Annotated in this window: 19 protein-coding genes; 14 read left to right on the top strand and 5 right to left on the bottom strand. The window is 46.8% G+C overall.

Going from position 1 to position 23,589, the window contains the following annotated elements:
* Positions 1-223: 223 nt before the first annotated feature.
* Positions 224-1,285, bottom strand: coding sequence for a LacI family DNA-binding transcriptional regulator (locus J2T16_RS14610; protein WP_154890222.1), 1,062 nt, complete (start codon positions 1,283-1,285; stop codon positions 224-226).
* Positions 1,286-1,790: 505 nt separating this feature from the next.
* Between J2T16_RS14610 and J2T16_RS14605 the strand changes: the two genes are divergently transcribed.
* From J2T16_RS14605 to J2T16_RS14565, 9 genes are all read left to right on the top strand, one after another.
* Complete coding sequence (locus tag J2T16_RS14605; RefSeq protein WP_260510993.1) at positions 1,791-2,684, top strand: ABC transporter permease; 894 nt, start codon at positions 1,791-1,793, stop codon at positions 2,682-2,684.
* Positions 2,685-2,701: 17 nt separating this feature from the next.
* A complete protein-coding gene (locus J2T16_RS14600; protein WP_154890226.1) occupies positions 2,702-3,583 on the top strand; it encodes a carbohydrate ABC transporter permease in 882 nt (293 codons plus the stop codon).
* Between the two features lie 50 nt (positions 3,584-3,633).
* Complete coding sequence (locus tag J2T16_RS14595; protein WP_154890228.1) at positions 3,634-5,241, top strand: ABC transporter substrate-binding protein; 1,608 nt, start codon at positions 3,634-3,636, stop codon at positions 5,239-5,241.
* Positions 5,242-5,336: 95 nt separating this feature from the next.
* Positions 5,337-6,818, top strand: coding sequence for a glycoside hydrolase family 32 protein (locus J2T16_RS14590; RefSeq protein ID WP_154890230.1), 1,482 nt, complete (start codon positions 5,337-5,339; stop codon positions 6,816-6,818).
* Between the two features lie 20 nt (positions 6,819-6,838).
* Positions 6,839-7,723, top strand: coding sequence for an ROK family protein (locus J2T16_RS14585; protein WP_154890232.1), 885 nt, complete (start codon positions 6,839-6,841; stop codon positions 7,721-7,723).
* 182 nt (positions 7,724-7,905) lie between these two features.
* Positions 7,906-11,748 (top strand): GH32 C-terminal domain-containing protein, encoded by a 3,843-nt coding sequence (locus J2T16_RS14580; protein ID WP_154890235.1) that lies wholly within the window; start codon positions 7,906-7,908, stop codon positions 11,746-11,748.
* Between the two features lie 892 nt (positions 11,749-12,640).
* Positions 12,641-13,381 (top strand): HAD family hydrolase, encoded by a 741-nt coding sequence (locus J2T16_RS14575; protein ID WP_260510994.1) that lies wholly within the window; start codon positions 12,641-12,643, stop codon positions 13,379-13,381.
* A 404-nt stretch (positions 13,382-13,785) separates the two neighbouring features.
* Positions 13,786-14,265 (top strand): Dps family protein, encoded by a 480-nt coding sequence (locus tag J2T16_RS14570; RefSeq protein ID WP_221789657.1) that lies wholly within the window; start codon positions 13,786-13,788, stop codon positions 14,263-14,265.
* A 127-nt stretch (positions 14,266-14,392) separates the two neighbouring features.
* Positions 14,393-15,646, top strand: coding sequence for a nitric oxide synthase oxygenase (locus J2T16_RS14565; RefSeq protein ID WP_221789658.1), 1,254 nt, complete (start codon positions 14,393-14,395; stop codon positions 15,644-15,646).
* Positions 15,647-15,683: 37 nt separating this feature from the next.
* Here J2T16_RS14565 and J2T16_RS14560 read toward each other — a convergent pair whose 3' ends face one another.
* The 3 genes from J2T16_RS14560 to J2T16_RS14550 all read right to left on the bottom strand — a co-directional run bounded on the left by J2T16_RS14560 (position 15,684) and on the right by J2T16_RS14550 (position 17,657).
* Positions 15,684-16,925 carry an MFS transporter gene (locus tag J2T16_RS14560; RefSeq protein ID WP_221789659.1) on the bottom strand — a complete coding sequence of 414 codons (1,242 nt, stop codon included), beginning with the start codon at positions 16,923-16,925 and terminating at the stop codon, positions 15,684-15,686.
* Positions 16,926-17,125: 200 nt separating this feature from the next.
* Positions 17,126-17,320: a hypothetical protein gene (locus J2T16_RS14555; RefSeq protein WP_090924107.1), complete on the bottom strand. Its 195-nt coding sequence runs from the start codon at positions 17,318-17,320 to the stop codon at positions 17,126-17,128.
* An 85-nt stretch (positions 17,321-17,405) separates the two neighbouring features.
* The gene (locus J2T16_RS14550; protein ID WP_090924108.1) at positions 17,406-17,657 is read right to left on the bottom strand and encodes a hypothetical protein; all 252 of its coding nucleotides are present in this window, start codon (positions 17,655-17,657) and stop codon (positions 17,406-17,408) included.
* 247 nt (positions 17,658-17,904) lie between these two features.
* Here J2T16_RS14550 and J2T16_RS14545 point away from each other — a divergent pair, with 247 nt between their 5' ends.
* From J2T16_RS14545 to J2T16_RS14525, 5 genes are all read left to right on the top strand, one after another.
* Positions 17,905-19,014 (top strand): ABC transporter ATP-binding protein, encoded by a 1,110-nt coding sequence (locus tag J2T16_RS14545; protein ID WP_090924109.1) that lies wholly within the window; start codon positions 17,905-17,907, stop codon positions 19,012-19,014.
* The gene (locus J2T16_RS14540) at positions 19,004-19,837 is read left to right on the top strand and encodes an ABC transporter permease (RefSeq protein WP_090924110.1); all 834 of its coding nucleotides are present in this window, start codon (positions 19,004-19,006) and stop codon (positions 19,835-19,837) included. The genes J2T16_RS14545 and J2T16_RS14540 overlap by 11 nt, the downstream gene beginning before the upstream one ends.
* On the top strand, positions 19,812-20,621 hold the full coding sequence (locus tag J2T16_RS14535; protein ID WP_090924111.1) for an ABC transporter permease: 810 nt from the start codon (positions 19,812-19,814) through the stop codon (positions 20,619-20,621). Before J2T16_RS14540 ends, J2T16_RS14535 begins: the two co-directional genes overlap by 26 nt.
* Entirely contained in the window at positions 20,618-21,691 is a 1,074-nt protein-coding gene (locus J2T16_RS14530; RefSeq protein ID WP_090924112.1) for an ABC transporter substrate-binding protein, read from the top strand. Before J2T16_RS14535 ends, J2T16_RS14530 begins: the two co-directional genes overlap by 4 nt.
* A 318-nt stretch (positions 21,692-22,009) precedes the next feature.
* Complete coding sequence (locus tag J2T16_RS14525; protein ID WP_336121707.1) at positions 22,010-22,729, top strand: CPBP family intramembrane glutamic endopeptidase; 720 nt, start codon at positions 22,010-22,012, stop codon at positions 22,727-22,729.
* A gap of 297 nt (positions 22,730-23,026) precedes the next feature.
* Here the strand turns inward: J2T16_RS14525 and J2T16_RS14520 are convergent, their stop codons facing one another.
* The gene (locus tag J2T16_RS14520; protein ID WP_154890251.1) at positions 23,027-23,527 is read right to left on the bottom strand and encodes a hypothetical protein; all 501 of its coding nucleotides are present in this window, start codon (positions 23,525-23,527) and stop codon (positions 23,027-23,029) included.
* Positions 23,528-23,589: the final 62 nt, after the last annotated feature.

Here is a 23,589-nt window from a genome sequence, read left to right as displayed (position 1 = left end):
AATCAATGGAGAGATAAAATGGGTGAATTTCCCTGCCGCAACGGACAAGGACATGGGGAATAGTCACTGTTTAGCGGACATGATCAGTCATACAGAAAGCCGTATCCTTCACGATTCATTAGATGTGAGAGATACGGCTTTTTGTTTTTAGGAGAACAGATTCTTAGAAGGAAAGCAAGGTTAAGGTTGAAATGAATCCTCTGGATAGCCCTATATAGACAGATTAGACAGTCTGTGGATCGGCTTTCATTAATGCAGGAGTGGACTCTCTGATAATTGGTTTGGTCACAATATGTGAAATTTGATATGGCTGGGAAGGATTATGGATGCGGGATAACAGCATCTCCGCAGCCTTGATGCCCATTTCGTTGCTATAGATATGAACTGTTGTTAATTGTGGCTCAATAATTCGTGATTCAGGTGCGTTATCGAATCCACATACAACGATATCCTCCGGAACGGTAATTTTCCTCGCTCGCAGTGCCCGAATCATATCGACTGCAATAAAGTCGTTGGCACAGATATAAGCCTCAGGTAGTGACTTCAGTTCGGCCACTCGCTTGTTCAACCAGCCGGGCTTGGAGAAGCACAGACGGTCATTATCCACAATGCAATGGGATAGATCGACTTGTAGCCCTGCTTCCAGCATGGCTCGGTGATAACCGACCCATCGTTCGTTAAAGCTTTTGCAATGATTATAATCCCCGGCAAAACCAATCGTGTTGCATCCGCCCTCAATGAGTTGTTTCGTCATCTGATATATGCTGTGCTCGTTCTCCATCAGTAGCAAATCTGCCTTAAACTCCGGGTAACATATGTTGGAAGCGCAATCGATAAAGATCGTGGGGATGCCCAGATCGGTAATCAGTTGTGTATATTTCAAGTCAAACAATTCGATGCATATGATACCGTCCACATTGGCAATATCGAAATTATTAGGTAGTGCAAGTGCATCCTGATCCATCTCACGAACGATATGAATCGAAAGATTGTACCCTTCAGCGCTGATTCTTTTTTCCAGACCACTAATCAACAACGAGCCAAAATGAGATGTGTTAGGCAGATTTTCCGTTAACAAGGCAATGTTGCGTGGTACTTTGGTTACAATATGCTCGCTTTCCATATAGGCGAATTGTTTATATTTAAGTTCGATTGCTTTCTTAATCACACGATTACGTGTCTCTTCCGGGATATTCCCGCTGTCATTCAGGGCTTTGGAAGCTGTATTTCTGGAGAGGCCCAGAGCATCCGCGATGTCCTGAATCGTAACTTTTTCTTTTGCCATCTCGTCCTTCACCTCGAATTAATCAAATGATCGTCCATAGTATGATCTAAGTCAAATGTATAATAGATCGGATTAAATAGCAATCTTAATTTTACATATGCACAATTTAGTTTACATTTTAGGTTCGTATAGTTCGCTTGTTTTTTCCTTTATAGTCCACTCTTGTTTACACTGCTAAGTTCTTTTTTCTTGTTTTCACAGGGAAAAGAAGCGTTTTTAAATATGTGAACTAGCGTTATTTATGCGTTTCTAAAACGTATAGTTTAGAAAAGAACACAAAAATGTGTTCGCATGCACAATTTATTTTTACATAATGTATTGACTAATGCCTATATTTACTGCTAAATTGTAAATCAATAAATAAACAATTGTAAATTTGAAAGCCCTTACTACAAACAATTGTAAACTTCAGGATGGAATGGAGGTCAAAGTGTTGGATAACACGATGGATACCCGAAAGGGTACAGGGAGGGCATTGAAAGATAGGACATCAGTCAGCCACAGGATGCAGCAATTCAAGAAGCATTATTTTTTGTATATGTTGCTTGCACCAGCTCTGATCCTGACCCTTATCTTCAAATACATCCCGATGTACGGAGCCGTTATTGCATTTAAAGATTTTAGTCCGATCAAAGGTATCATGGGCAGTGAGTGGGTAGGGTTAAAGCATTTCGAGAAGTTTTTGGCTTCGCCCAATTTTGATGTCATTTTTATGAATACGCTTAAACTCAGCTTTTTTGGGTTGATATTCAGCTTTCCGGTTCCCATTATACTTGCGCTCATGCTGAATCAGGTACGGAAAGCCGGCGTGAAGAAAAATATTCAATTGTTTCTGTATGCACCCAACTTCATATCGGTGGTTGTCGTTGTTGGTATGCTGTTTATTTTTCTGTCACCGACAGGGCCGATCAATCAAATTGCTACATGGATTACGGGTCAGCCGATCATGTTCATGTCTGAGCCGGAATATTTCCGCTGGATCTACATTTTGTCGGACATTTGGACCGGAGCAGGCTGGGCTTCCATCATCTATGTTGCTGCCTTGGCTAATGTTGATCCTGAACTTCACAATGCGGCCAATCTGGACGGAGCAAACCTTATTCAGCGTATTCGCCACATCGATCTTCCAACGATTCGTCCGATTATGGCTATCGTCTTTATTCTTGCTGCTGGTGGGATCATGTCCATTGGATTCGAGAAGGCCTACCTGATGCAAACGTCCATGAACCTTCCTTCCTCCGAGATTATCGCCACGTATGTCTACAAGGTGGGCTTGCAGTCCGGGGATTACGCTTATTCTGCCGCAGTGGGATTGTTCAACTCGGTCATCAATGTCATATTGCTGGTTACTGTGAATCTGATCGTAAAAAAATTGAATGAAGGCGAAGGTCTTTATTAAGGAAAGGAAGGTTATCCATGGTCGTCAAACATACGGGACTCGATCGTCTGATCCTCGCACTAAACGCGATTTTTCTTACCTGTGCTGTACTGGTTGTGGTCGTCCCCCTGGTTTACATCGTTGTGGCCTCATTTATGGACCCGACGGTGCTGCTGAACCGGGGGTTATCCTTTAATGTATCCGACTGGAGCCTGGATGGGTATCAGATGATTTTGTCCAATCCAGCCATGATCCGAGGTTTTGCGAATGCGGTGCTGTACTCGGTTTCCTTTGCATTGCTGACCGTAACCGTCTCCATATTTGCAGGCTATGCCTTGTCGGATGAAAGGCTGGCCGGACGCGGTTTTTTCATGATTATATTCATCATTACGATGTTCTTCGGAGGCGGATTGATTCCAACGTATCTACTTGTCCGTAATCTAGGCATGCTGGATACCGTGTGGGCGATTATCCTACCTGGTGCCGTCAATGTCTGGAACATCATTCTGTCCAGAACCTTCTTCAAAGGCGTACCACGGGAGCTGAAAGAAGCCGCTAATGTCGATGGTGCTTCTGAGATGAAGATTTTTTTTCAGATCGTCATTCCTTTATCCAAACCCATTATTTTTGTCCTCGCGTTGTACGCGTTTGTAGGTCAGTGGAATTCCTATTTCGACGCTATGATCTATCTGGATAATCCGAACCTGCATCCATTACAGCTCGTACTGCGTTCCATTCTGATTCAGAATCAGGCTGCACCGGGCATGATTAGTGATCAACTGGCCATGGCGGAACTGAAACGTCTCTCTGAAATGATCAAATATTCAGCGATTGTCATTTCGAGTCTGCCACTCATCATCATGTATCCGTTCTTTCAGAAATATTTCGAGAAGGGTGTCATGGTAGGTTCGCTCAAATAATGAACAGCTAGAATTATTGTTACCCAACACAACCCAAGGAGGTCATTATCATGAAAAAAGTAAGCAAGTCCCCAAAAGCCGTTACTACCGCATCTATTGCCATGCTGTCTACGATGCTTCTGCTTTCAGCCTGTGGCGGGGGTGGAGGCGGTGCTGCGAGTGAAGCCCAGTCACCTGATGGCAAAGTGACATTGAATTTTATAACCCAGAGCTCTCCGCTGGCCCCCGCTGATCCAAACGATAAGCTGATTAACAAAAGACTCGAAGAGAAAACCAATGTGCATATCAACTGGAAAAACTATACGAGTGATGTGTTTGCAGAAAAAAGAAACCTGGCGGTAGCCAGCGGTGATTTACCAGATGCCATTTTTGATGCAGGTTATGGGGATTATGATCTTCTGAAGCTGGCGAAGGACGGGGCCATCATTCCACTGGAAGATTTGATTGAGCAACATATGCCCAACTTTAAGAAAGTGCTGGAGGAAGCACCCGAGTACAAGAGCATGATCACAGCTCCGGACGGACATATCTATTCGTTCCCCTGGATTGAGGAACTTGGCAGTGGCAAACAACGGATTCAGGCGGTGGATAACTTACCCTGGATCAACGTGGAATGGCTGAACAAGCTCGGACTGAAGATGCCGACAACAACCGAAGAACTGAAAGATGTGTTGATCGCATTCAAAACCCAGGACCCGAACGGCAATGGCAAAGCAGACGAAATTCCGTTGTCTTTCATTAACAAGCCGGGTGGAGAAGACCTGACCTTTCTCTTTGCGGCATTTGGTCTTGGGGAGAACTGGGACCATACCGTGGTGACCAATGAAGGCAAAGTGGTTTTCACAGCAGCTGATAAAGGTTACAAGGAAGCGGTCCAATACATTCACGAACTGGTTAAAGAGGGTCTTGTGGATGTGGAAGCATATCAGCAGGATTGGAATACGTATCTGGCCAAGGGCAAAGACAACAAGTATGGGATGTATTTCACTTGGGATAAGGCCAACATCACAGGCATGAATGATACCTATGATGTGCTTCCCCCCGTTGCTGGACCAGGTGGCGAGGCCAATGTGACAAGAACGAACGGAATCGGCCTGGATCGGGGACGCATGGTCATTACGAGCAGCAACAAAAATCTGGAATCAACAGCGAAATGGGTGGACCAATTGTACGATCCGCTACAATCGGTACAGAACAACTGGGGAACGTACGGCGATGAGACACAGCAGAATATTTTTGAATTCGATGAAGCCAAGGGGATGCTGAAGCATCTTCCGCTGGAAGGCGCTGCTCCTGTTGAGCTTAGACAAAAAACAAGTATTGCAGGACCGCTGGCGATTCTCGACAGTTACTACGGTAAATACACAACCAAACCGGAAGATGCCGCATGGCGTATGGAGCTTCTCGATAAAGTTATGGTTCCACACATGAAAGCGGAAAACGTCTATCCAAGCGTGTTCTTTTCCATTGATGAACTCGACCGCCTATCTACCATTGAGACGGATTTGTTCGCTTACGTACTTCGTATGCGCACGGAGTGGTATCAGAATGGAAAGGTCGATCAGGAGTGGGACGCTTATCTGAAAGAACTGGATCGTCTTGGATTGCAAGAATGGCTTCAGATTAAACAAGCGGGATATGACCGCAACAACAAATAAAACAAACTGAATGGGGGACTCTGCCCTACATAGCAGCTATTGTGCGAGTGAAGCAGGGTCCCCAACCACGGGTTTGTCCAAAGGAGTTAACCAACATGTCTACAATTTCAACTTCTGATTACCGGAGCGTCTATCATTTCTCACCCAAGGAGAAATGGATGAACGATCCGAACGGAATGGTATTTTTCAAAGGCGAGTATCACTTGTTCTATCAGCATCATCCGTTTGGCACCACATGGGGACCGATGCATTGGGGACACGCGGTAACTAAAGATTTTCTTAACTGGGAAGAGCTTTCTGTGGCTTTGGCCCCGGATGAACATGGCATGATATTCTCTGGCAGTGCAGTGGTGGATTGGAACAATACTTCTGGATTCTTTGATGGTGAGCCAGGATTGGTAGCGATTTTCACTCATCATTTAGAAGTGCCGAACGATCACCCAATTCAGCGGCAGAGCCTCGCCTATAGCAAGGATAGCGGCAGAACATGGGTGAAATACGAGGGTAATCCAGTGCTGGAGCATGAGTCGTTCGTGGATTTCCGTGATCCCAAAGTATTCTGGCATGAGCAGACTGAGGAATGGATCATGATTATCGCTTGTGGTCAAACGGTATGTCTGTACCATTCTCCTAATCTAAAGGATTGGACATTTGGCAGTGAGTTCGGTGCAGGAATTGGTTCGCATGACGGCGTATGGGAGTGTCCTGACCTGTTCCCGCTAGCAGTAGATGGGGATTCAGGGAAGGAAAAATGGGTGATGCTTGTTAGCATTGGTGCAGATCCTGCCTTCAAGGAAGGCTCCAGAACCCAGTACTTCACTGGAGAATTTGATGGAATGGTATTTGTTCCAGACGAAGCTTCGCATACCGTTCGCTGGCTAGATCATGGCCGGGATAATTATGCAGGAGTCAGTTGGTCGGACATTCCGGCAGAAGATGGCAGACGTTTGTTTATGGGCTGGATGAGCAACTGGATGTACGCCAATCAGACGCCAACCGAAGATTACCGCGGCGCAATGACGATTGCGAGGGAGTTGACATTGGAGACAAGGGACGGAGAAGTCATGCTGGTTCAGTATCCTGCACGTGAGCTGGAGCAGGCCCGCAAGCCCGTATTGTCGCTACAGAATGTGTCGATCAGACAAGTAAGCGAGCAGTTGAATGCATTGCAGCTTGTGAACTATGAGATTGATGCGGAATGGCCTTCAGCATCCTCCGTTCAATTTGTACTACGAAGTGGTGCGGATCATGAAACGCTTGTAGGTCTGGACGCCGCGCAGGGTGAAGTATATGTCGATCGCAGTCGATCCGGTATTATCAATTTCCATGAGCATTTCCTGGGTCGGCATACGGCCGGGTTAAAAGCGGTGAGTGGCAATCAACGTTTGCGTATCTTTGTGGATCATTCCTCCGTAGAGGTATTTGCCAATGACGGTGAGGCAGTGATTACCGATCTGATCTATCCGGATGCGGATTCCATAGGAATCGCTGTTCATGCCGAACAGAATGATATGATATTTAATTCGCTTCATATCTATGAAATATCCCCTATCCAAGCCAAAGGTCAGTCGAAATGAGCGCAAGGGGGGACAGGGAAATGCGGATAGGAGCTATTGAAGCGGGCGGAACAAAGTTTGTCTGCGGAATAGGTAACGAACAAGGGGAAATTGAAGATTGGTGCAGCTTTCCAACGGAACCTCCGGATACCACACTTGCGAAGGTTATCGACTATTTCAGGAATAAAGACATTGCAGCTATCGGTATTGGCTCCTTTGGTCCTATTGATCTGCAACCGGGCAGTCCCACCTATGGCTACATTACAACGACTCCGAAGCCGGGCTGGGAAAACTGTAATGTTGTCGGAACCTTGAACAGTGAATTCGCGATTCCATTCGGATGGGATACGGATGTGAATGCAGCTGCCCTAGGGGAAGTCACCTGGGGAGCAGCGCAAGGCATGGACAACTGTGTGTATTACACCATCGGTACAGGTGTTGGGGTCGGACTTGTGGCGGGTGGCAAGCGCGTGCATGGATTATTGCATCCTGAGGGCGGCCACATCCGGACGAGAAGGCACCCAGAGGATCATTTTGCCGGATTATGCCCGTATCATGGAGACTGTTTGGAGGGGATGGCTGCAGGCCCGGCCATTCAGGCCCGCTGGCAGCGTCCAGGTAGTGAACTTCCAGCAGACCACTCGGCATGGGAGATAGAATCCTTTTACATTGCAGAGTCTGTTACGACCGCGATACTGCTTCATTCGCCGCAAAAGGTCATCTTGGGCGGTGGAGTGATGCAGCAACATCATCTGCTTCCCATGATCCGGGAGCGGGTTGTACAGAACCTGAATGGATATTTGAATGCAGCTCAGATCACGCAACATATCGACCAATATATTGTCCAACCCGGATTGGGACAGCACGCCGGACTATGCGGTGCTCTTGCATTGGGGTTGGAAGCGTTCAGCAACAAGCCATGTTGAATCCATAGTATTTGATCCTTTGTATCCCATAGGAGATGGTTGCAGGTTTACTTTTGCTTCAGCGTTTTGCATGGGAAGTCGCAAGGCTGAATGTATGCGAAATGTTCGCTTGAAGAGACTGCTGCGCCATCCCTTATGGGATTTTTGTGTCATCCACTACAACAGGAAAAGAGGGAATGCTCATGAAATGGATCTTCCGATCCATCAGTTGTGTTCTATTATCATGTGTCCTTGGTTCATCTTCTGCAGGAGTATATTCGACCGCCGTTCTAACGGATACCGATAGGGATACTCAGCAAGGAGGAAAGCAGACATCTGAGGGATTAGCGAAACAACAGGGAAAGGGGAGTGCCGTGTTGACTGATGGGTCCAAAGCAGATACCAATCTATCGGATTGGACATTACGAGGTAGAGGCAGTCTGGAAGATACGGATGAAGGACTCCATCTGACTTCGGATGAAGGGGAGAACGTAATGGCTGTATCAGCCACAAGAGCCGATAATTTTATTTATGAAGCTGATGTGAAGATTCAGAATATGAAGGCTGATGCCAGTCTTATTTTTCGATCCAATGATACAGGCTGGTCTTCCTATATGCTTCAAGTCGTTCCAGAGGCTGGTGTGATACGTCTAAGAGATGCAAGCGGGCAGCCGGGAACATTAAATGTAGAACATAAGACGAGTCTGCAATTGGGAGGTATCTATCATCTGAAGGTAAAAGCGGACGGGGGGAGCCTTCTGGTATATTGGGATAATCGGTATGACCCGGTAATGGATGTAAAGGACAGTACCTATTCTTCAGGACATCTGGGGCTCCATGTATGGGATGGATCGGCTTTATTCCAGAATGTGCAGGTGAGTACCATGAATAACAACATAGGCAAAATAATTAACAGTACAGGCGATTGGCAGCCGGATGTGAAAGGTTATCGAGGGACGGGAGACGCTCCGGGAAAAGGAAGGGTTATTTACGAGAAGATGGCATCTGATTTTGTATATGAGGGAAATATATCCATGGCACATACGAATGCAAGTTCCTCGGCGGCATTGTTAATCAGGGCAAATACAGACGGAACGAAAGGATATGAAGCACTTTTGATGAAGGAAGGAGAAGAAGTTCAGGTACAACTTCGAAAAGCAGATGGTACTGTACTCGCCACTTCGAATCTGAAGTACCCAAGTGAGCCGGGAGCGAGGCATCACATCGAAATTATAGCTTCGGGTAGCTCGATTCAGGTGTATGTGGATGGTTACAGCCCTCCGGCTGTTGAGGTCACAGACACGAGTTATGCCAAGGGGAATGTCGGACTTGTGGTTCAACAAGGTATGGCTTATTTTCAGGATATCTTTGTGACGGAAGAGTCCAATTACTACAAGGAGAACTATCGACCGCAGTACCATTATTCTCCGATTCGGGGATCGGTCAGTGATCCGAATGGACTGGTCTATTACGAAGGGGAGTATCATCTGTTTCATCAGGATGGAGGCACCTGGGCTCATGCGGTGAGTACTGATCTTATAAAATGGAAGCGCTTACCTATTGCCTTGCCTTGGAATGATCAGGGTCATGTGTGGTCGGGATCAGCGGTTGCTGATCTAAGCAATACATCGGGTCTGTTCACGAATTCAGGTGGGAAAGGTCTGATTGCGTACTATACTTCCTATCATCCGGATAAACCTGGCGGCAATCAGCGTATCGGTCTCGCGTACAGCACCGATCAAGGTCGGAATTGGCAGTATGCTTCAGATCGTCCAATCGTGATTGATAATCCTGGCCAGAATGGCGATGATCCGGGAAGCTGGGATTTCCGTGATCCCAAGGTTGTACGGGATGAGGAGCATAACCGCTGGATGATGGTTGTGTCTGGCGGAGATCACATCCGGTTCTTTACATCTACGAATCTGCTCGATTGGACGTTAACCGATAACTTCGGATACGGCAAATACGTTCGTGGTGGTGTATGGGAGTGTCCCGATCTCATTCAGCTACCTGTAGATGGAACGGGGCAGCAGAAGTGGGTGCTGATGATCAGTACAGGTGCGAATCCCCAAACTCAGGGATCTGATGCAGAATATTTTGTGGGCGAGCTGACAGCGGAAGGGAAATTTCTGAATGATCTTCCGGCAGGTCAGGTGCTAAGGACGGACTTCGGCAAGGAGTTCTACGCATCGATGTCCTTTGCAAATATGCCTGATCAGCGGAAAGTCATGCTTGCATGGATGACGAATTGGGATTATCCGTTTGCCTTTCCAACCTCTACCTGGAAAGGGCAACTAACCATACCGAGAGAAGTATCACTTCGAACCACGAACGAAGGAGTTCGTTTGGTACAAACACCAATCCATGAGCTTCAGACACTGCGGCAAAACCTGTACAGCACGGAACAGTTGAGGGTAGCACCTGAATCTCAAAATCCGCTTGATGGCCTTACCGCAGGAGCATATGAAATTGAAGTCGAAGTGGAAATTCCGGCTAACCGTGCTGTAACCGAGTTCGGTTTTCATCTGCGTCAAGGGGAGGGGCAGAAAACCACAGTAGGATACAGGGTGGATCAGCAAAATATGTTTGTGGACCGTACTGCCTCGGGGGACGTGAGCTTTTCCGACTTGTTCACCAAAGTTCATGAGGCTCCGTTACCACTGGAGAACCAGAAGGTTAAACTACACTTATTTGTGGATGAGTCCTCCGTTGAGGTCTTTGGCAATGATGGCAAGGTTGTTTTCTCGGATGTCATTTTTCCAGACCCGGCGGGAAGAACAATGGCTTTCTATAGCCTTGGCGGGGAAGTGAAGGTGAGTTCCATGAAGGTGTACGCCTTGGACAATATGTGGAAAGAGGGCACATCTCCCGGGATTCAAGTCTTTGCAGATACTCATAGAAGAACAGCGAGTATAGGGCAGACCCATACGTTGTACGCGACGGTGGAGGGCGGACCGGGAAAAGGTGTTCAACCGTTGAAATGGAAAGTAAGTGATCCTAAAGTGGTGAAGATCGTTCATTCTGACCAAGCAAAAGCGCTGGTTCGTGCTGTAGGCAAAGGAAAAGTCTGGGTGACGGCCTCGACGGCTAATGGTAAAGCTTCTGCCATAATCCCTATTGTGGTATCCAGTGGCACATTTCATACCAACCTATCTGGCTGGAAGTCGGATATATCATCTGCCGATTGGTTTGTTACTGACCAAGGTATGCAGGGCAATTCAAGCGGTGATGCACAGTATATTGCTCAGGAAACGGCAGGAGATTTCCAATATGATGTGGACCTGAAGCTGGGTGCACAGGGGGGAGCAGGCTCTGTTATATTCCGTGCAAGCGAGGATGGACGAAGCGGTTATTACTTGAATGTGGACCCCAACATGAAGGCCGTCCGACTTTTTTATAAAGTAAACGGGAGATTCGAAAATCGGCAGGTACTTGCCCAAGTTCCGAGATTCATTCGTAAGGATCAACCGTATCATATTCGAATTCAGGCAGATGGTCCCCGGATTCGGGTTGATGTTGATGGAGAGCGAATGATGGACATTCAGGATGGGACGTTTGCGGAAGGACATTTCGGTGTTCATGTATTTGGAGGAAGTGCCTCCTTTCAGCATGTGAATGCAACCCATAGGAAGAAAGCCGAGTTGGAGCAGGTGATCATTCGTAACGCAGGACGTTCTGCTGTGATTCAAGCTGTTCTAACTGATGAAGGAGAAGGTATAAAGGTTACTAGTGAGGCAGAGAATGTAAGTGGAGGTTTCAAATGGGTGCTGGTACCAACTGGGGATGAGTCTGGCTCTTACTCTATTCGAACTTTGAACGGAATGGCGCTGGATTGGGATGTAGGACAGAATCGCATTCAGCTCTATTCGTATCTCGGGTATGCGAATCAACGTTGGCACATTTCCAAGAACGAGGATGGGACGATACGCATTACCAGTGCTCATAATGGGAACGTACTCGGCATAACTGAGGACGGGTCAAAATTGGTGATGGGTGAACTCCTTGAAGATAACGAGCATCAAAAGTGGGTGCTGAAGCAACAGTAATGGTTATAACGAAATCTCGAAGGAGCTATTCGGATTTGGTACAACTCTCCTGAGAGTGACCATTGATCAGAACATAGTCTTATATAAGAAGAAATTCCGGGAGAAGCTCGAGCAACACATGGGTTTGTCTATTTAAGCTATATTGCGGAAATATGATGCGTCCACCCAGTGAGCGATCACGAATGTGATTCTGGAACAGGCCTAGGATGGATCAGCAGAATTCATTTTTGCGGTGACATCCAGCGGCGTAATCCGATTCACGCTCTATCTCCGTAAAAATTCATATTCTGGTGTCTGCCTTCGGATTGATTCTGAAGCAGAAACCGATGATGTATCGGCAGCGGGTGTCGCTTTCCTCTGTTTAGGAAGAAGAGTGTTCTTGTTTATACAAGAATGCTTTTCTTTTTGTATTTTAAGTCGAAATAGCCCTTCGTAACACAGTCAATTCTTCGCAAATCAGGAAGACCATTGGATTGCTGTTATCCCCAAAAATTTTTTTGCCTTTAATTAAGGTGGAAATCTGTGGATAAAGGCGAACCCTTCGTTACTCCAGGTTCATTCTGTCTTCTACGCAAGATGTGTTATCCATGTCGTTCAACTTAATGGTTGGGTTGTTCTTGCCTTGATGAGCGGTGCAGCAAAGGATCATTGTCTGTGTAGCCGATATCATCTCGCCAGTGAGGTTTTAATTTGAGGAATTGTTAAGTTGCTCTTTTAAACTTGTTGGAGCAATTCTCGATTCGGTAATCATCTTGAATCCCCCTCATTCTTAAACTACACTGATTACATATGAATTGATAATTAGTAGTTTAGAATACGTGTTAAATAGATACTACGAATAGATTAGAACTTGAATTAGATTAGAGAGAGCAGATCAGGAGGACAAGCACAGATGATGGACACCGCACGTACAGCCAAAGCCATATTTTTCGATGTAGATGATACCTTATATGATCACTTACAGCCGCTTCGGGGAGCATTGAAGGAGGTGCTCGGATTGCCGGAATCGTTTGATTATGCATTGGCATATCATCGTTTTCGGTACTACAGTGACTGGTTATCTGCACAGGAAGACCTATCAGCAGTTCCTGAACCGGATGCAGTAGAGCGTATGAGATGCCGTAGATTCGAGCTAACGATGGCTGATTTTGGGATTGAACTGCAGCTTGGACAAGCGCAAGAACTGCAACGAAGGTATTTGAGCAGACAGTTTCAGATTACTCCCTTCCAAGGAGCATATGATCTTATTCGCAGACTTCAAGCGGAGGGACATACGGTGGGGCTAATTACGAATGGAGAAGGTCAGCATCAACGGCGTAAGTTAGAAGCGCTAGATGTGTTCGGTCTGGTGGACGAGCAACTGGTCTTTATTTCCGGTGAAATCGGTTATGCGAAACCGGACGGCAGACTGTTTGAGCATGTGAACAAGCAGACAGGAACAACAGCTGATCATAGCTACTATATTGGAGATTCGTGGCGCAACGATGTTGCCGGAGCGGTGGATGCAGGCTGGAAGATCATCTGGTTTAATCACCGTGAGGCATCGCCCGAATCGGATCATCAACCTCATTTTACGGCACGGAACTACGAGGAAATCAGTCATCTTCTTACGTTTGAACAGGTTCGTTCATAGGCGGGAACTCGGAGAATCGAAGCACTTCTAAGAACTAACTAAATAATGATCATGTTCTAACAAGGCATTCAGTCCTGTCATCTGTGATTGCAGATGAAGGGCTGTTTTTTGTTTTCACTCAGACGTGTGAGAATGTTCACTGAAGGTCGGTAAGGTTGGCGGTATAACTACATGAGCAGCCTTGTTCATAGTGGAAGCACCCAAAAGTTCATCATGAAGCCCGGCTTCATGGAATCTTCATTTGGAAGAGAGGTCAAAGCTCTTTTCAAAGTATATAGTCAGTGCTATAATTAAAACAAGATTTAGATTAAGTCTAAATTAAAAGAAAAGAATAACGAAGCGATTCCAAACAAATCATATGACAAACAAAACTAAAATGAGATATTCGAAAGGGGATAAATTCCATGAGTACAATCCAAACTAACCCAAACACTTCTGTAACAAACACAGCTAAACTTCAAGAGGTATTGAACCGTCAGATCGCAGGTTGGTCTGTCCTCTACACGAAGTTGCACAACTTCCATTGGTATGTCAAAGGACCACACTTCTTCACACTTCATGCCAAATTTGAAGAACTGTACAACCTGGCTACAGCGAATATGGACGAGGTTGCTGAGCGCCTTCTGACCATTGGTGGTCGTCCTGTAGCAACGATTGCAGAACAACTTCGCCTTTCACCAATTGTGGAGGCACAAGGACAACTGTCTGCTGAAGAGATGGTTGAACATGTTGTTGCCGATCTGAATGCAATGCTTGATGTGATTCGCCAAGGCATTCATGAAGCTGGAGAAGCAGAAGACAATGCGACAGAAGACATGATGATCGGATTCACTGCTGCGCTGGATAAAGAGATCTGGATGTTAAACGCATTTTTGGGCAAATAATCTAGGCTAACCTGTGCCCTGACAACGATATGTAGAGTCCGTGAACAAACGTCCCGTTCGCTTACAAATCCGGTGTGCTTCCCGTATAATAATGGCATCCAAGATGTACAGAATGGTGGAATGAGAAATGCGGACAGACCTGGATCGATTGCAGGAAGAAGCTGAACGGTTTATATATACTAGTTATGAAGAGCTGGGCCATACGCGTAAAGACGCAGAGGCCCGGCTTATTGCCATTAAGCAAGAGATGGACAAAACGGGAACCTATACCCATACTGCAGAGGAACTGGAACATGGCTGCAAAATGGCATGGCGGAACAGCAACCGCTGTATCGGGCGGCTGTTTTGGGACAAGCTGCGCATTGTGGATGCACGTCATGCTGATACCGCAGGAGTGGCTGCGCAGGCCGTACTGGATCATATCCATAACGCTTCAAACGGAGGCAAGATCATCCCGACGATTACCCTCTTGCCGCCAGAAGGCCCAGTTGGAGCCCCCATCCGTATCTGGAATCATCAGTTGATCCGTTATGCTGGATATGAGACAGCGCAAGGTATTGTGGGTGATCCTGCTTCCATTGAACTGACCAAAGCGGCCAATTCGCTCGGCTGGCAGGGAGCTGGAGGCGATTATGATGTGTTGCCGATCATTATTCAAGCTCAAGGACAGGCCCCAGAGTGGTATGTAATACCAGAGCAGGAGATCATCGAAGTGCAGATTGAGCACCCGGAGCGAGTGGAGATTGCTGAACTCGGCCTGCGTTGGTACGGTGTGCCAATGATTGCGGATATGCGGGTCGAGATCGGAGGCATTAACTACCCGGCTGCGCCGTTTAACGGTTGGTATATGGAAACGGAGATCGGAGCGCGAAACTTTGCCGATACATTCCGATACAACAAGTTGCCAGATGTAGCTGCTGCACTAGGGTTAAACACGTCGAGTGAAACGACACTTTGGAGAGATCGGGCTCTGGTGGAGCTTAATGTTGCTGTGCTACATTCATTTAAGAAGGCCGGCGTGAGTATCGTGGACCACCATACAGCTGCATCACAGTTTGCTCTGTTTGAACAGCGGGAAGAAAAGGCTGGACGCGAGCTGACCGGAGACTGGGTGTGGCTGATTCCACCAGTGTCCCCAGCCACTACTCATATTTTTCACAATACCTACCTTAATGAGATTGTGAAGCCGAACTTTTTTCATCAGGACCCTGCATACAGCTTTCAAGATGGGATGGCTGTTGCCGCAGATGTCGGTATCAGTGAGCAACACCATAAGCACCATGAGAACATGGATCATCAAAACGACCGAGAGCATGCGTCCGATGAAGCCAAACAGTCACAGGCAGGGAATACACCAATGAAATGCCCGTTTGCACATTAATTTGTGTGAGCGGGTTTTATTTTTTGAAGCAGTCCTCTCAGCTCTCTTTCATCCGATGCCTGCTTCGCATGATGGCTTGAACGGCTATGGCTGCCGCGATCAGAACAAGATTAAAGACAAATACAGCATATAGAGACAAGGTCTCCATCAGGAGTGCTGCGAGTAGAGGAGATACCATAGAGCCGATCTCCGCAGACGAGACAATTTTACCAATGACAGAGCTTCGATTCACTTCAGGAGTGTGATCCCCAATATGTGCAAAAAAGGAATCCATGTAACAAGCCCCGCCAATGCCACCGACGAACATGCCAATGTACACCCAGAGGTGGACAGAAGTACTTAGAAAAACAATGACTTCAACCCCGATCAGGAACATGCCCAGCATGCACATCAGGAGCCGATCACCCAAGCGGTCGGAGAGAAAACCGACAAAAGGGGCAGCCGCAAGCGTAGAAATTCCGGCTATGGTAAAGGCCAGACTGGCAGAGAAGGTATCCCACTGCATGATTTGAGTTGCATAGAGTGCAAAATACGTCAAGAAAACGGCATAGGCACTCATCTCCAGGACATGCACCGTTATGTATCCTGTAAGTGGGACAGGAATAGGACCTGTGCCACTGCTTGAGCGAGACTGTGTATTATTGGAGGCATACTCCTGAGCAATCTTTTCTTGACGTGAAGTTTGATCTGCAGGAGCCGAAGAAAGAACTTCACTATCCTTCGACTCTAGAATAGGTATTGAGCCAGATGATCCATACGTTGTTTTGTTTTGCATACCCATAACAACAACCATGGCGATCAGACAACAGCATGCAACCAGCCAGAACGGAACGGACAGCGGTACGTGGAGCGTAAGCCAGCCGCTGATGACCGGCCCCAGGATCATGCCCCCACCCTCACTACTGCTGATGTATCCGTTGTATAGTCCCCGGTTATCGCTATTTCCTTCGTCACTGATGATGGAGCGTACGATGACGGTCAGCCCGGTTGAAGCCATTCCTTGCAATAGCCGCAACAGGCCAAGGAACAGGGGCGTAGAGGCAATGGCAAAACCGGCTGTACATATAGCGAGCATCAGCAGCATAAGGACGAGAGATATTTTGACCCCTACATGGCGATAGAGCGCAGAGGCAGGGAGCCCGCCGACTACTTTACCTAAATAGAACAATCCGAAAATGAACCCCATCTCCCAACCAGATAGGCCAAGTTGGTCGATATATATCGGAAAGAGGGGCAGAATCATAAATCCCCCCATCTGGCTAAGAAAACAGACACTCATCAAAAGGGGTAAATTACGACGCATTTCCATGGTCTTCCTCACCTCAACTCCATGATATGGAGTCCCGGCGTCATTCATTCTTTTGGAATCACTTCGAAAAATTAAAATAACTCAAAAAGGAACGTAGCAGATGTAACTGCTACGTCTTCGTCTGAGACTTATGCTGTGAAATTTACATCAATGCTGAACAGTTTTTCCCATCAGTGATGATGGTGAGGGTGTTTATTTTCATGGTCAGGTATAACAACGTTAACAACGGTTTTTTGAATATGTGTTGCATGGTTTGTGTTTTCTGCATTGTTTTTAGATTTGTTTTTCGCACGATTTTTAGAGATGAGTTTGCTTTTGTTGGCAGCTTTGCTTTTTGGAGAGAGCGGTGAGAAGAAGTTAGTCATGGTAAAGCCTCCTTCATTAATATACGTTTTATTTTTTTGAATCTATCAATTCACATGGACAGGCTAAAATATTGAAATAGATAGATTACCAGTAAGGATTGCAGCCGGGATTGCAGTGATGGTGATGATGATTGTGTGGATGATGGTGGTGGTGATGTGTATCTTTCTCTTTAGATTCAGGCAGAATGACGTTAACGACAGTTTCCTGGATATGCTCTGACTTGCTTGTGTTACCTGCGTTGTTTTTAGATTTGTTTTTTGCGCGGTTTTTGGATACCAGTTTGCTTTTGTTTGCAGCTTTACTTTTTGGAGAGTGTGGGGACAAGTAGTTAGCCATGAAGAATACCTCCTTGTGATGGATATACGTTATACTATTCCGAATCTATTAATTCGTTTGTATAGAAGACTAATTAATAAGAAAATAGATTTATTGCCATATTATATCTTTAACGTGCGCGCTTGACCTTTCAAAACAAAAGAAAATGGGGTAAATTATTCATATTCGAGATATGGCTTAATTAAAGTCGTGTATAATAGGTAAGGTTTCTTAGGATAAACCCAAGGATAAGGGGGCGACGTGAAGCATGTCAGAACAACAACCGATCATCCGGTTCGAGAGGGTGACACAGCAATATGACCAGGATGAGGCTGTATTAAAAGCTGTCAGCTTTGAGATTGAACGTGGAAAATTTTATACGCTTCTCGGCCCGTCCGGTTGCGGTAAAACAACGATATTAAGGCTGATTGCCGGCTTTGCGGAGCCGACGGAGGGCAGCATTTATTTTAACGGCGCATTGATTAACAAGGTTCCTGCGCATCAGCGTCAGGTGAATACGGTATTTCAGGACTATGCGTTATTTCCGCATTTGAATGTATTCGAGAACGTAGCCTTTGGCTTGCGGATTAAAAAAATGAAAACATCCGAGATTCGTAGCAAAGTGCTCGAAGCTCTCAAGTTTGTCAATCTATCCGGCTACGAGAACCGGGAGATTGGCGAGATGTCCGGCGGACAGCGCCAGCGTGTGGCGATTGCCCGCGCAATTGTGAACGAGCCGGAAATTTTGCTGCTGGACGAGCCTTTGTCGGCTCTCGACCTGAAGCTTCGTACCGAGATGCAGTACGAGTTGCGAGAGCTGCAGCAACGGCTGGGCATTACGTTTATTTTTGTCACGCATGACCAGGAAGAAGCACTCGCGATGTCCGATGAAATTTTTGTCCTGAACGGTGGTGTCATTCAGCAGAGTGGTACGCCGAATGATATATATGATGAGCCGATTAACCGCTTTGTCGCGGACTTTATCGGAGAGTCGAATATCGTGGCCGGCAAGATGAAGCAGGACTTTGTGGTTGAGTTTGCAGGTGCTCAGTATGAATGTGTCGATCAGGGTTTGCAGCCTGACGAGCCTGTTGAGATCGTCATCCGCCCGGAGGACTTCGAGATCACAACCGAGGAGCAGGGCAAGCTTAAGGTTAAGGTGGATTCGCAGCTGTTCCGCGGCGTGCATTACGAAATATCGACCTACGATGACGCAGGCAACGAATGGTTGATTCATTCGACGAAGAAAGCGGCCGTCGGATCGCGCATCGGGCTTTATTTTGACCCGGAAGCCATTCATGTTATGCGTTTTAACGAAACTGAGGAAGAGTTCGACAGACGACTCGAAGCTTACCAAGAGGCCGCTCATGCAGACTAAAGCCAGCACGCGCAATGCGTATCTGATTCCCTATGTGTTATGGATGGTGTTGTTCGTTGTAGCGCCGGTGCTGCTGGTCATTTATTATTCGTTCTTTGATGTGGAGGGTAACTTCACGCTTGGCAACTATGCGCGGTTTTTTACGCCAGTGTATATGCAGATGACGCTCAGTTCATTCTGGTATGCATTTCTAATTACGGCGTTCTCGCTACTTATCTCGTATCCAACGGCGTATATGCTGACCCGGACGAAGCATAAGCAACTGTGGTTGTTGCTGATCATTTTGCCAAGCTGGATCAATCTGTTGTTAAAAGCGTACGCCTTTATTGGCCTTTTCGGCACATACGGTCTGACCAACTCTCTGCTGGAAGTGGTGGGCATTGGGACACAACAGATTTTGTTCACTGATTTCAGCTTTATCTTTGTTTCGGTGTACATCTTCATTCCCTTTATGATTCTGCCGATCTTTAACGCGCTGGAGGAGATGAATCCGTCCCTAATCTATGCTGCACGGGATCTCGGCGCTTCATCGTGGCTGACGTTCCGCCGTGTGATCTTCCCGCTGACGATCAGCGGAGTGAAATCAGGCTGTCAGGCCGTATTTATCCCGGCGTTGTCCCTGTTTATGATTACCCGCCTCATCGCGGGGAACCGTGTTATTACGCTGGGTACAGCGATTGAGCAACATTTTCTCGTTACCCAGGACTGGGGCATGGGTTCGACGATTGCCGTCTTTTTGATTATCGCGATGGCAGTCATTATGTTTCTGACCGGATCAGGCAAGAAGGAGGTGCGAAATGGGAAGAAACGGAAAGCTGTCTAACGTCTATCTGGCGGTTGTGTTCGCCATTTTGTACGCGCCGATTGCCTATCTGATTTTCTATTCATTCAATAGTGGTGGCCATATGCGGGGGTTCGAAGGCTTTACACTGGAATGGTACAGAGAAGTTTTTGCGGACACCCGGCTGCTCATTATTGTCTTGAATACGTTTATTATCGCGCTGTTGTCCTCAGCGATTTCAACCATTCTGGGTGTGGCAGGGGCACTGGCGATTTATCATGTACGTCGTAAACGGACCAAAAACACACTGTTATCTCTAAACAACGTGTTGATTGTTAGCCCCGATGTCATTATCGGTGCATCATTCCTGATTTTGTTTACGATGATTGGCATCAAACTCGGCTTTACGTCGGTATTGCTGTCCCATATCGCATTCAGTGTGCCGATTGTGGTCATCATGGTGCTACCGAAGCTGCAGGAGATGAGTCCAACCTTGATGGATGCGGCTCGTGACCTAGGCGCGGGTTCATGGCAAATTCTAACGCGTGTGGTACTGCCTTACGTGAAACCCGGTATTTTTGCTGGATTTTTCATGGCTTTGACGTACTCGCTCGACGACTTTGCCGTAACCTTCTTTGTGACAGGGAACGGATACTCCACGCTTTCAGTGGAGATTTACTCCAGAGCAAGGCAGGGCGTATCGCTGTCGATTAATGCGTTGTCTACCCTATTGTTCCTGCTCACGGTGTTGCTGGTGGTCGGATATTACTTCATTAACCGCCGTGCATCACGCATTCCAGCCGGAGGAAAGGGGCTGCGTCCATGAAACAGTTGGTACGGACATTCGCGCTTGTGTTTGTGGCCGCATTCGCCCTGATGATTTTGGCTTCGTATCTGAACAAAAGTCAGGGATATTCCGGCGGAAACACGCTGACGATCTACAACTGGGGTGATTATATCGACCCTGACCTTTTGAAGGAATTCGAAGAAGAATCTGGCATGAAGGTCATCTATCAGACGTTTGATTCCAATGAAGCGATGCTGACCAAGATTGAACAGGGCGGCACAACGTTTGACGTGGCGATTCCTTCTGAATATGCGATTAGCAAAATGAAAGAAGAGAACCTGCTCGTTCCGATTGACCACAACAAGCTGCCTAACCTGAAAAACATCGATTCCCGGTTCCTGAACTTGAACTATGATCCAGATAACCAATTCTCTATCCCGTATTTCTGGGGAACCGTTGGTATTGTGTATAACCCGGAACTGGTGGGTGGCCTGACATTTGACAGCTGGAATGACCTATGGGACCCGCGTCTGAAAAATCAGATCCTGTTGCTCGATGGTGCTCGTGAGGTCATCGGTATGGGGCTGAATAGCCTGGGGTACTCACTTAATGATACGAATGAAGATCATCTTCAGGCTGCACTCAAAAAGCTGTCTACCCTGACTCCTAACGTAAGAGCCATCGTTGGAGACGAGATCAAAATGTTGCTTGCGAACGAAGAAGCCGCGGTTGGACTCGTATGGTCTGGGGACGCATCGGAGATTATGGATCAGAACGACAAGCTGGATTACAAGGTACCGGAGGAAGGTTCAAATCTCTGGTTCGACAGCATGGTCATCCCGAAAACAGCTAAAAACGTAGACGGCGCGCACCAGTTTATCAACTTTATGCTGGACCCGGATCATGCTGCACGCAACGCAGAGTACGTGGGATACTCGACACCGAATGCGGAGGCACTTAAGCTGTTGCCAGAAGATATCTCGCAGGATGAACGCTTCTATCCAGACGAGACACTGACAAGCAAGCTGGAGGTTTACAACAATCTGGGCAAAAAAATGCTATCGCATTATAACGACCTGTTTCTGGAGTTTAAGATGCATAGTAAATAATTGTCCTCCAGTCTCCGCAAACTGCGGGAACTGCAACGAACACAACAAGTGCAACGTCAAATACCCCCTGAGCCTATTGGTGGCTTCAGGGGGTATTTGACGTTGGATTTATTCCGGCGCGGGCTCTGAGAATTCGGATTGCCGGGAACTTTATTTACACCCGTGCGTACTAAAGCCCATAACCCCGAATATGAAAAGTATATCGGGATAGAGGGAACGGAACGGGATGAAAGAGAACGGAACGGAAACTCTGACGGTGTAGATGTGATGTTTGAATTCAATTGTTTTACTTAAAATGAAGCGGGAAGGAGGTTCGTGATGTTAGGCATGATCGTGCTTGTTCTGTTATCTTGGCTCTTGCTTCGTTTCACGATCAAGCAACCGTTGTCTGTGCTCGGGTATCGTCCGGCAGGTCTACGTCTCCAGCAATTTGCGATAGCCTTACTTTTGGGTATCCTCGTTTCCTCGGCAGTTCACTGGACAGAATCTCTGGTCACCATGTCAAACTGGAAGCTAGACCCCGAATATTCCTGGGCTGATTTTTTGATAGCCAGTTGGTGGAACTTCAAGTCGGTCTGGTTTGAGGAATTGCTTTTCCGTGGTGCACTGCTTGTACTTATGATTCACGGGTTAGGAGTCCGATGGGGAATCGTATTTTCTTCCATGGCTTTTGGGATGTATCACTGGTTCACGGACGGTGTGTTCGGAAACATCCCGGTTATGCTCATTGTATTTATAACGACCTTTATCATGGGCTTGGTTTGGGCATATGCGTATGCCAAAACCGGTTCTATGGCTCTTGCAGTAGGTAGCCATCTAGGCTGGAACGGGGCATCATCCATCCTGTTCTCTGACGGCCCAAACGGCGAGCAGTTGTTCGTTCAAGTGACAGGCATAAGCTACATGCCACTTGCCGGAATACCTTCACTGATTTTTTTTGTCGCGTCCAACGCAGCCCTGCCTCTGATCCTTTTCTTCTGGATCAAATACAACATAGCTATGCAATCGAAACCCAATGAACAGGCAGTTTCACCCTAATAAGAACAACAAAAATAAATAAAAACATCCCTTGATCACGTATGGATCAGGGATGTTCCTTTTCTTTTACCTGCTCTAAAGCAATAGCTTTGAAGTGCGATATCCGATGGATATGAGATTACACGTTAACGGAGGGGACAGGACAAACGAAGGAAGCGAAGCGCTCGCCTTTACAACTGGATTTTCTCATCAGATAGGAGATTCAAAAAAATCCGGGGGTAACAGCAATCCGCAGTTGTTCTGTCCCCGGAGTGGCTTAGTGAAATCTAGTCGTCCAATTCATCGGATATCATGCCACTACATAGGCTTTTTGCGCCCCATGATGATATACGCTCCGCCCACAATCAGCAGAATGGCCACAAACGGTTGAATATAGCTCATGTTGCTCAGTACGGAACCGATCGACATGACAGTGAAGAACAATAGGGAAAGAACCGTCAGAATATTAATCGGAATCAGCAACCATTTATTTTTGCCGCCAAACCAGTAGAGTTCAAACAAACCGACCGCTGGCGCCAGAATGAAGCCCGGCCACATCGTACCCCAGTTACCAAACAGCATCGCGATCTGGCATACAATACCGACGGTCAGCAGCAAGCCGCCTGGAACGAGCAATCCAACGCCACGGCCAATCATGGAGAAGTATAACCAGTGGAAGAACAGTCCGAGCGGAATCACAAATAACGTAGGCCAGAAAGTACCAAAGATTGTGCCTGGGCCCATTGTGCCGCCTTGATTCAGAATCAGGTATACACCGAGCAAAATCAGGACAGGTGCAAGAATCGTACGTTTAGCCATAATTTCTCTCCTTTTGAATATGGAATCTTCCATCCGTGCATTATGTAACATCACTTTCGTTA

Source organism: Paenibacillus intestini (genome assembly GCF_030803945.1).
GTDB lineage: Bacteria > Bacillota > Bacilli > Paenibacillales > Paenibacillaceae > Paenibacillus > Paenibacillus polysaccharolyticus.
This window is presented reverse-complemented; position numbering and strand designations above follow the sequence as displayed.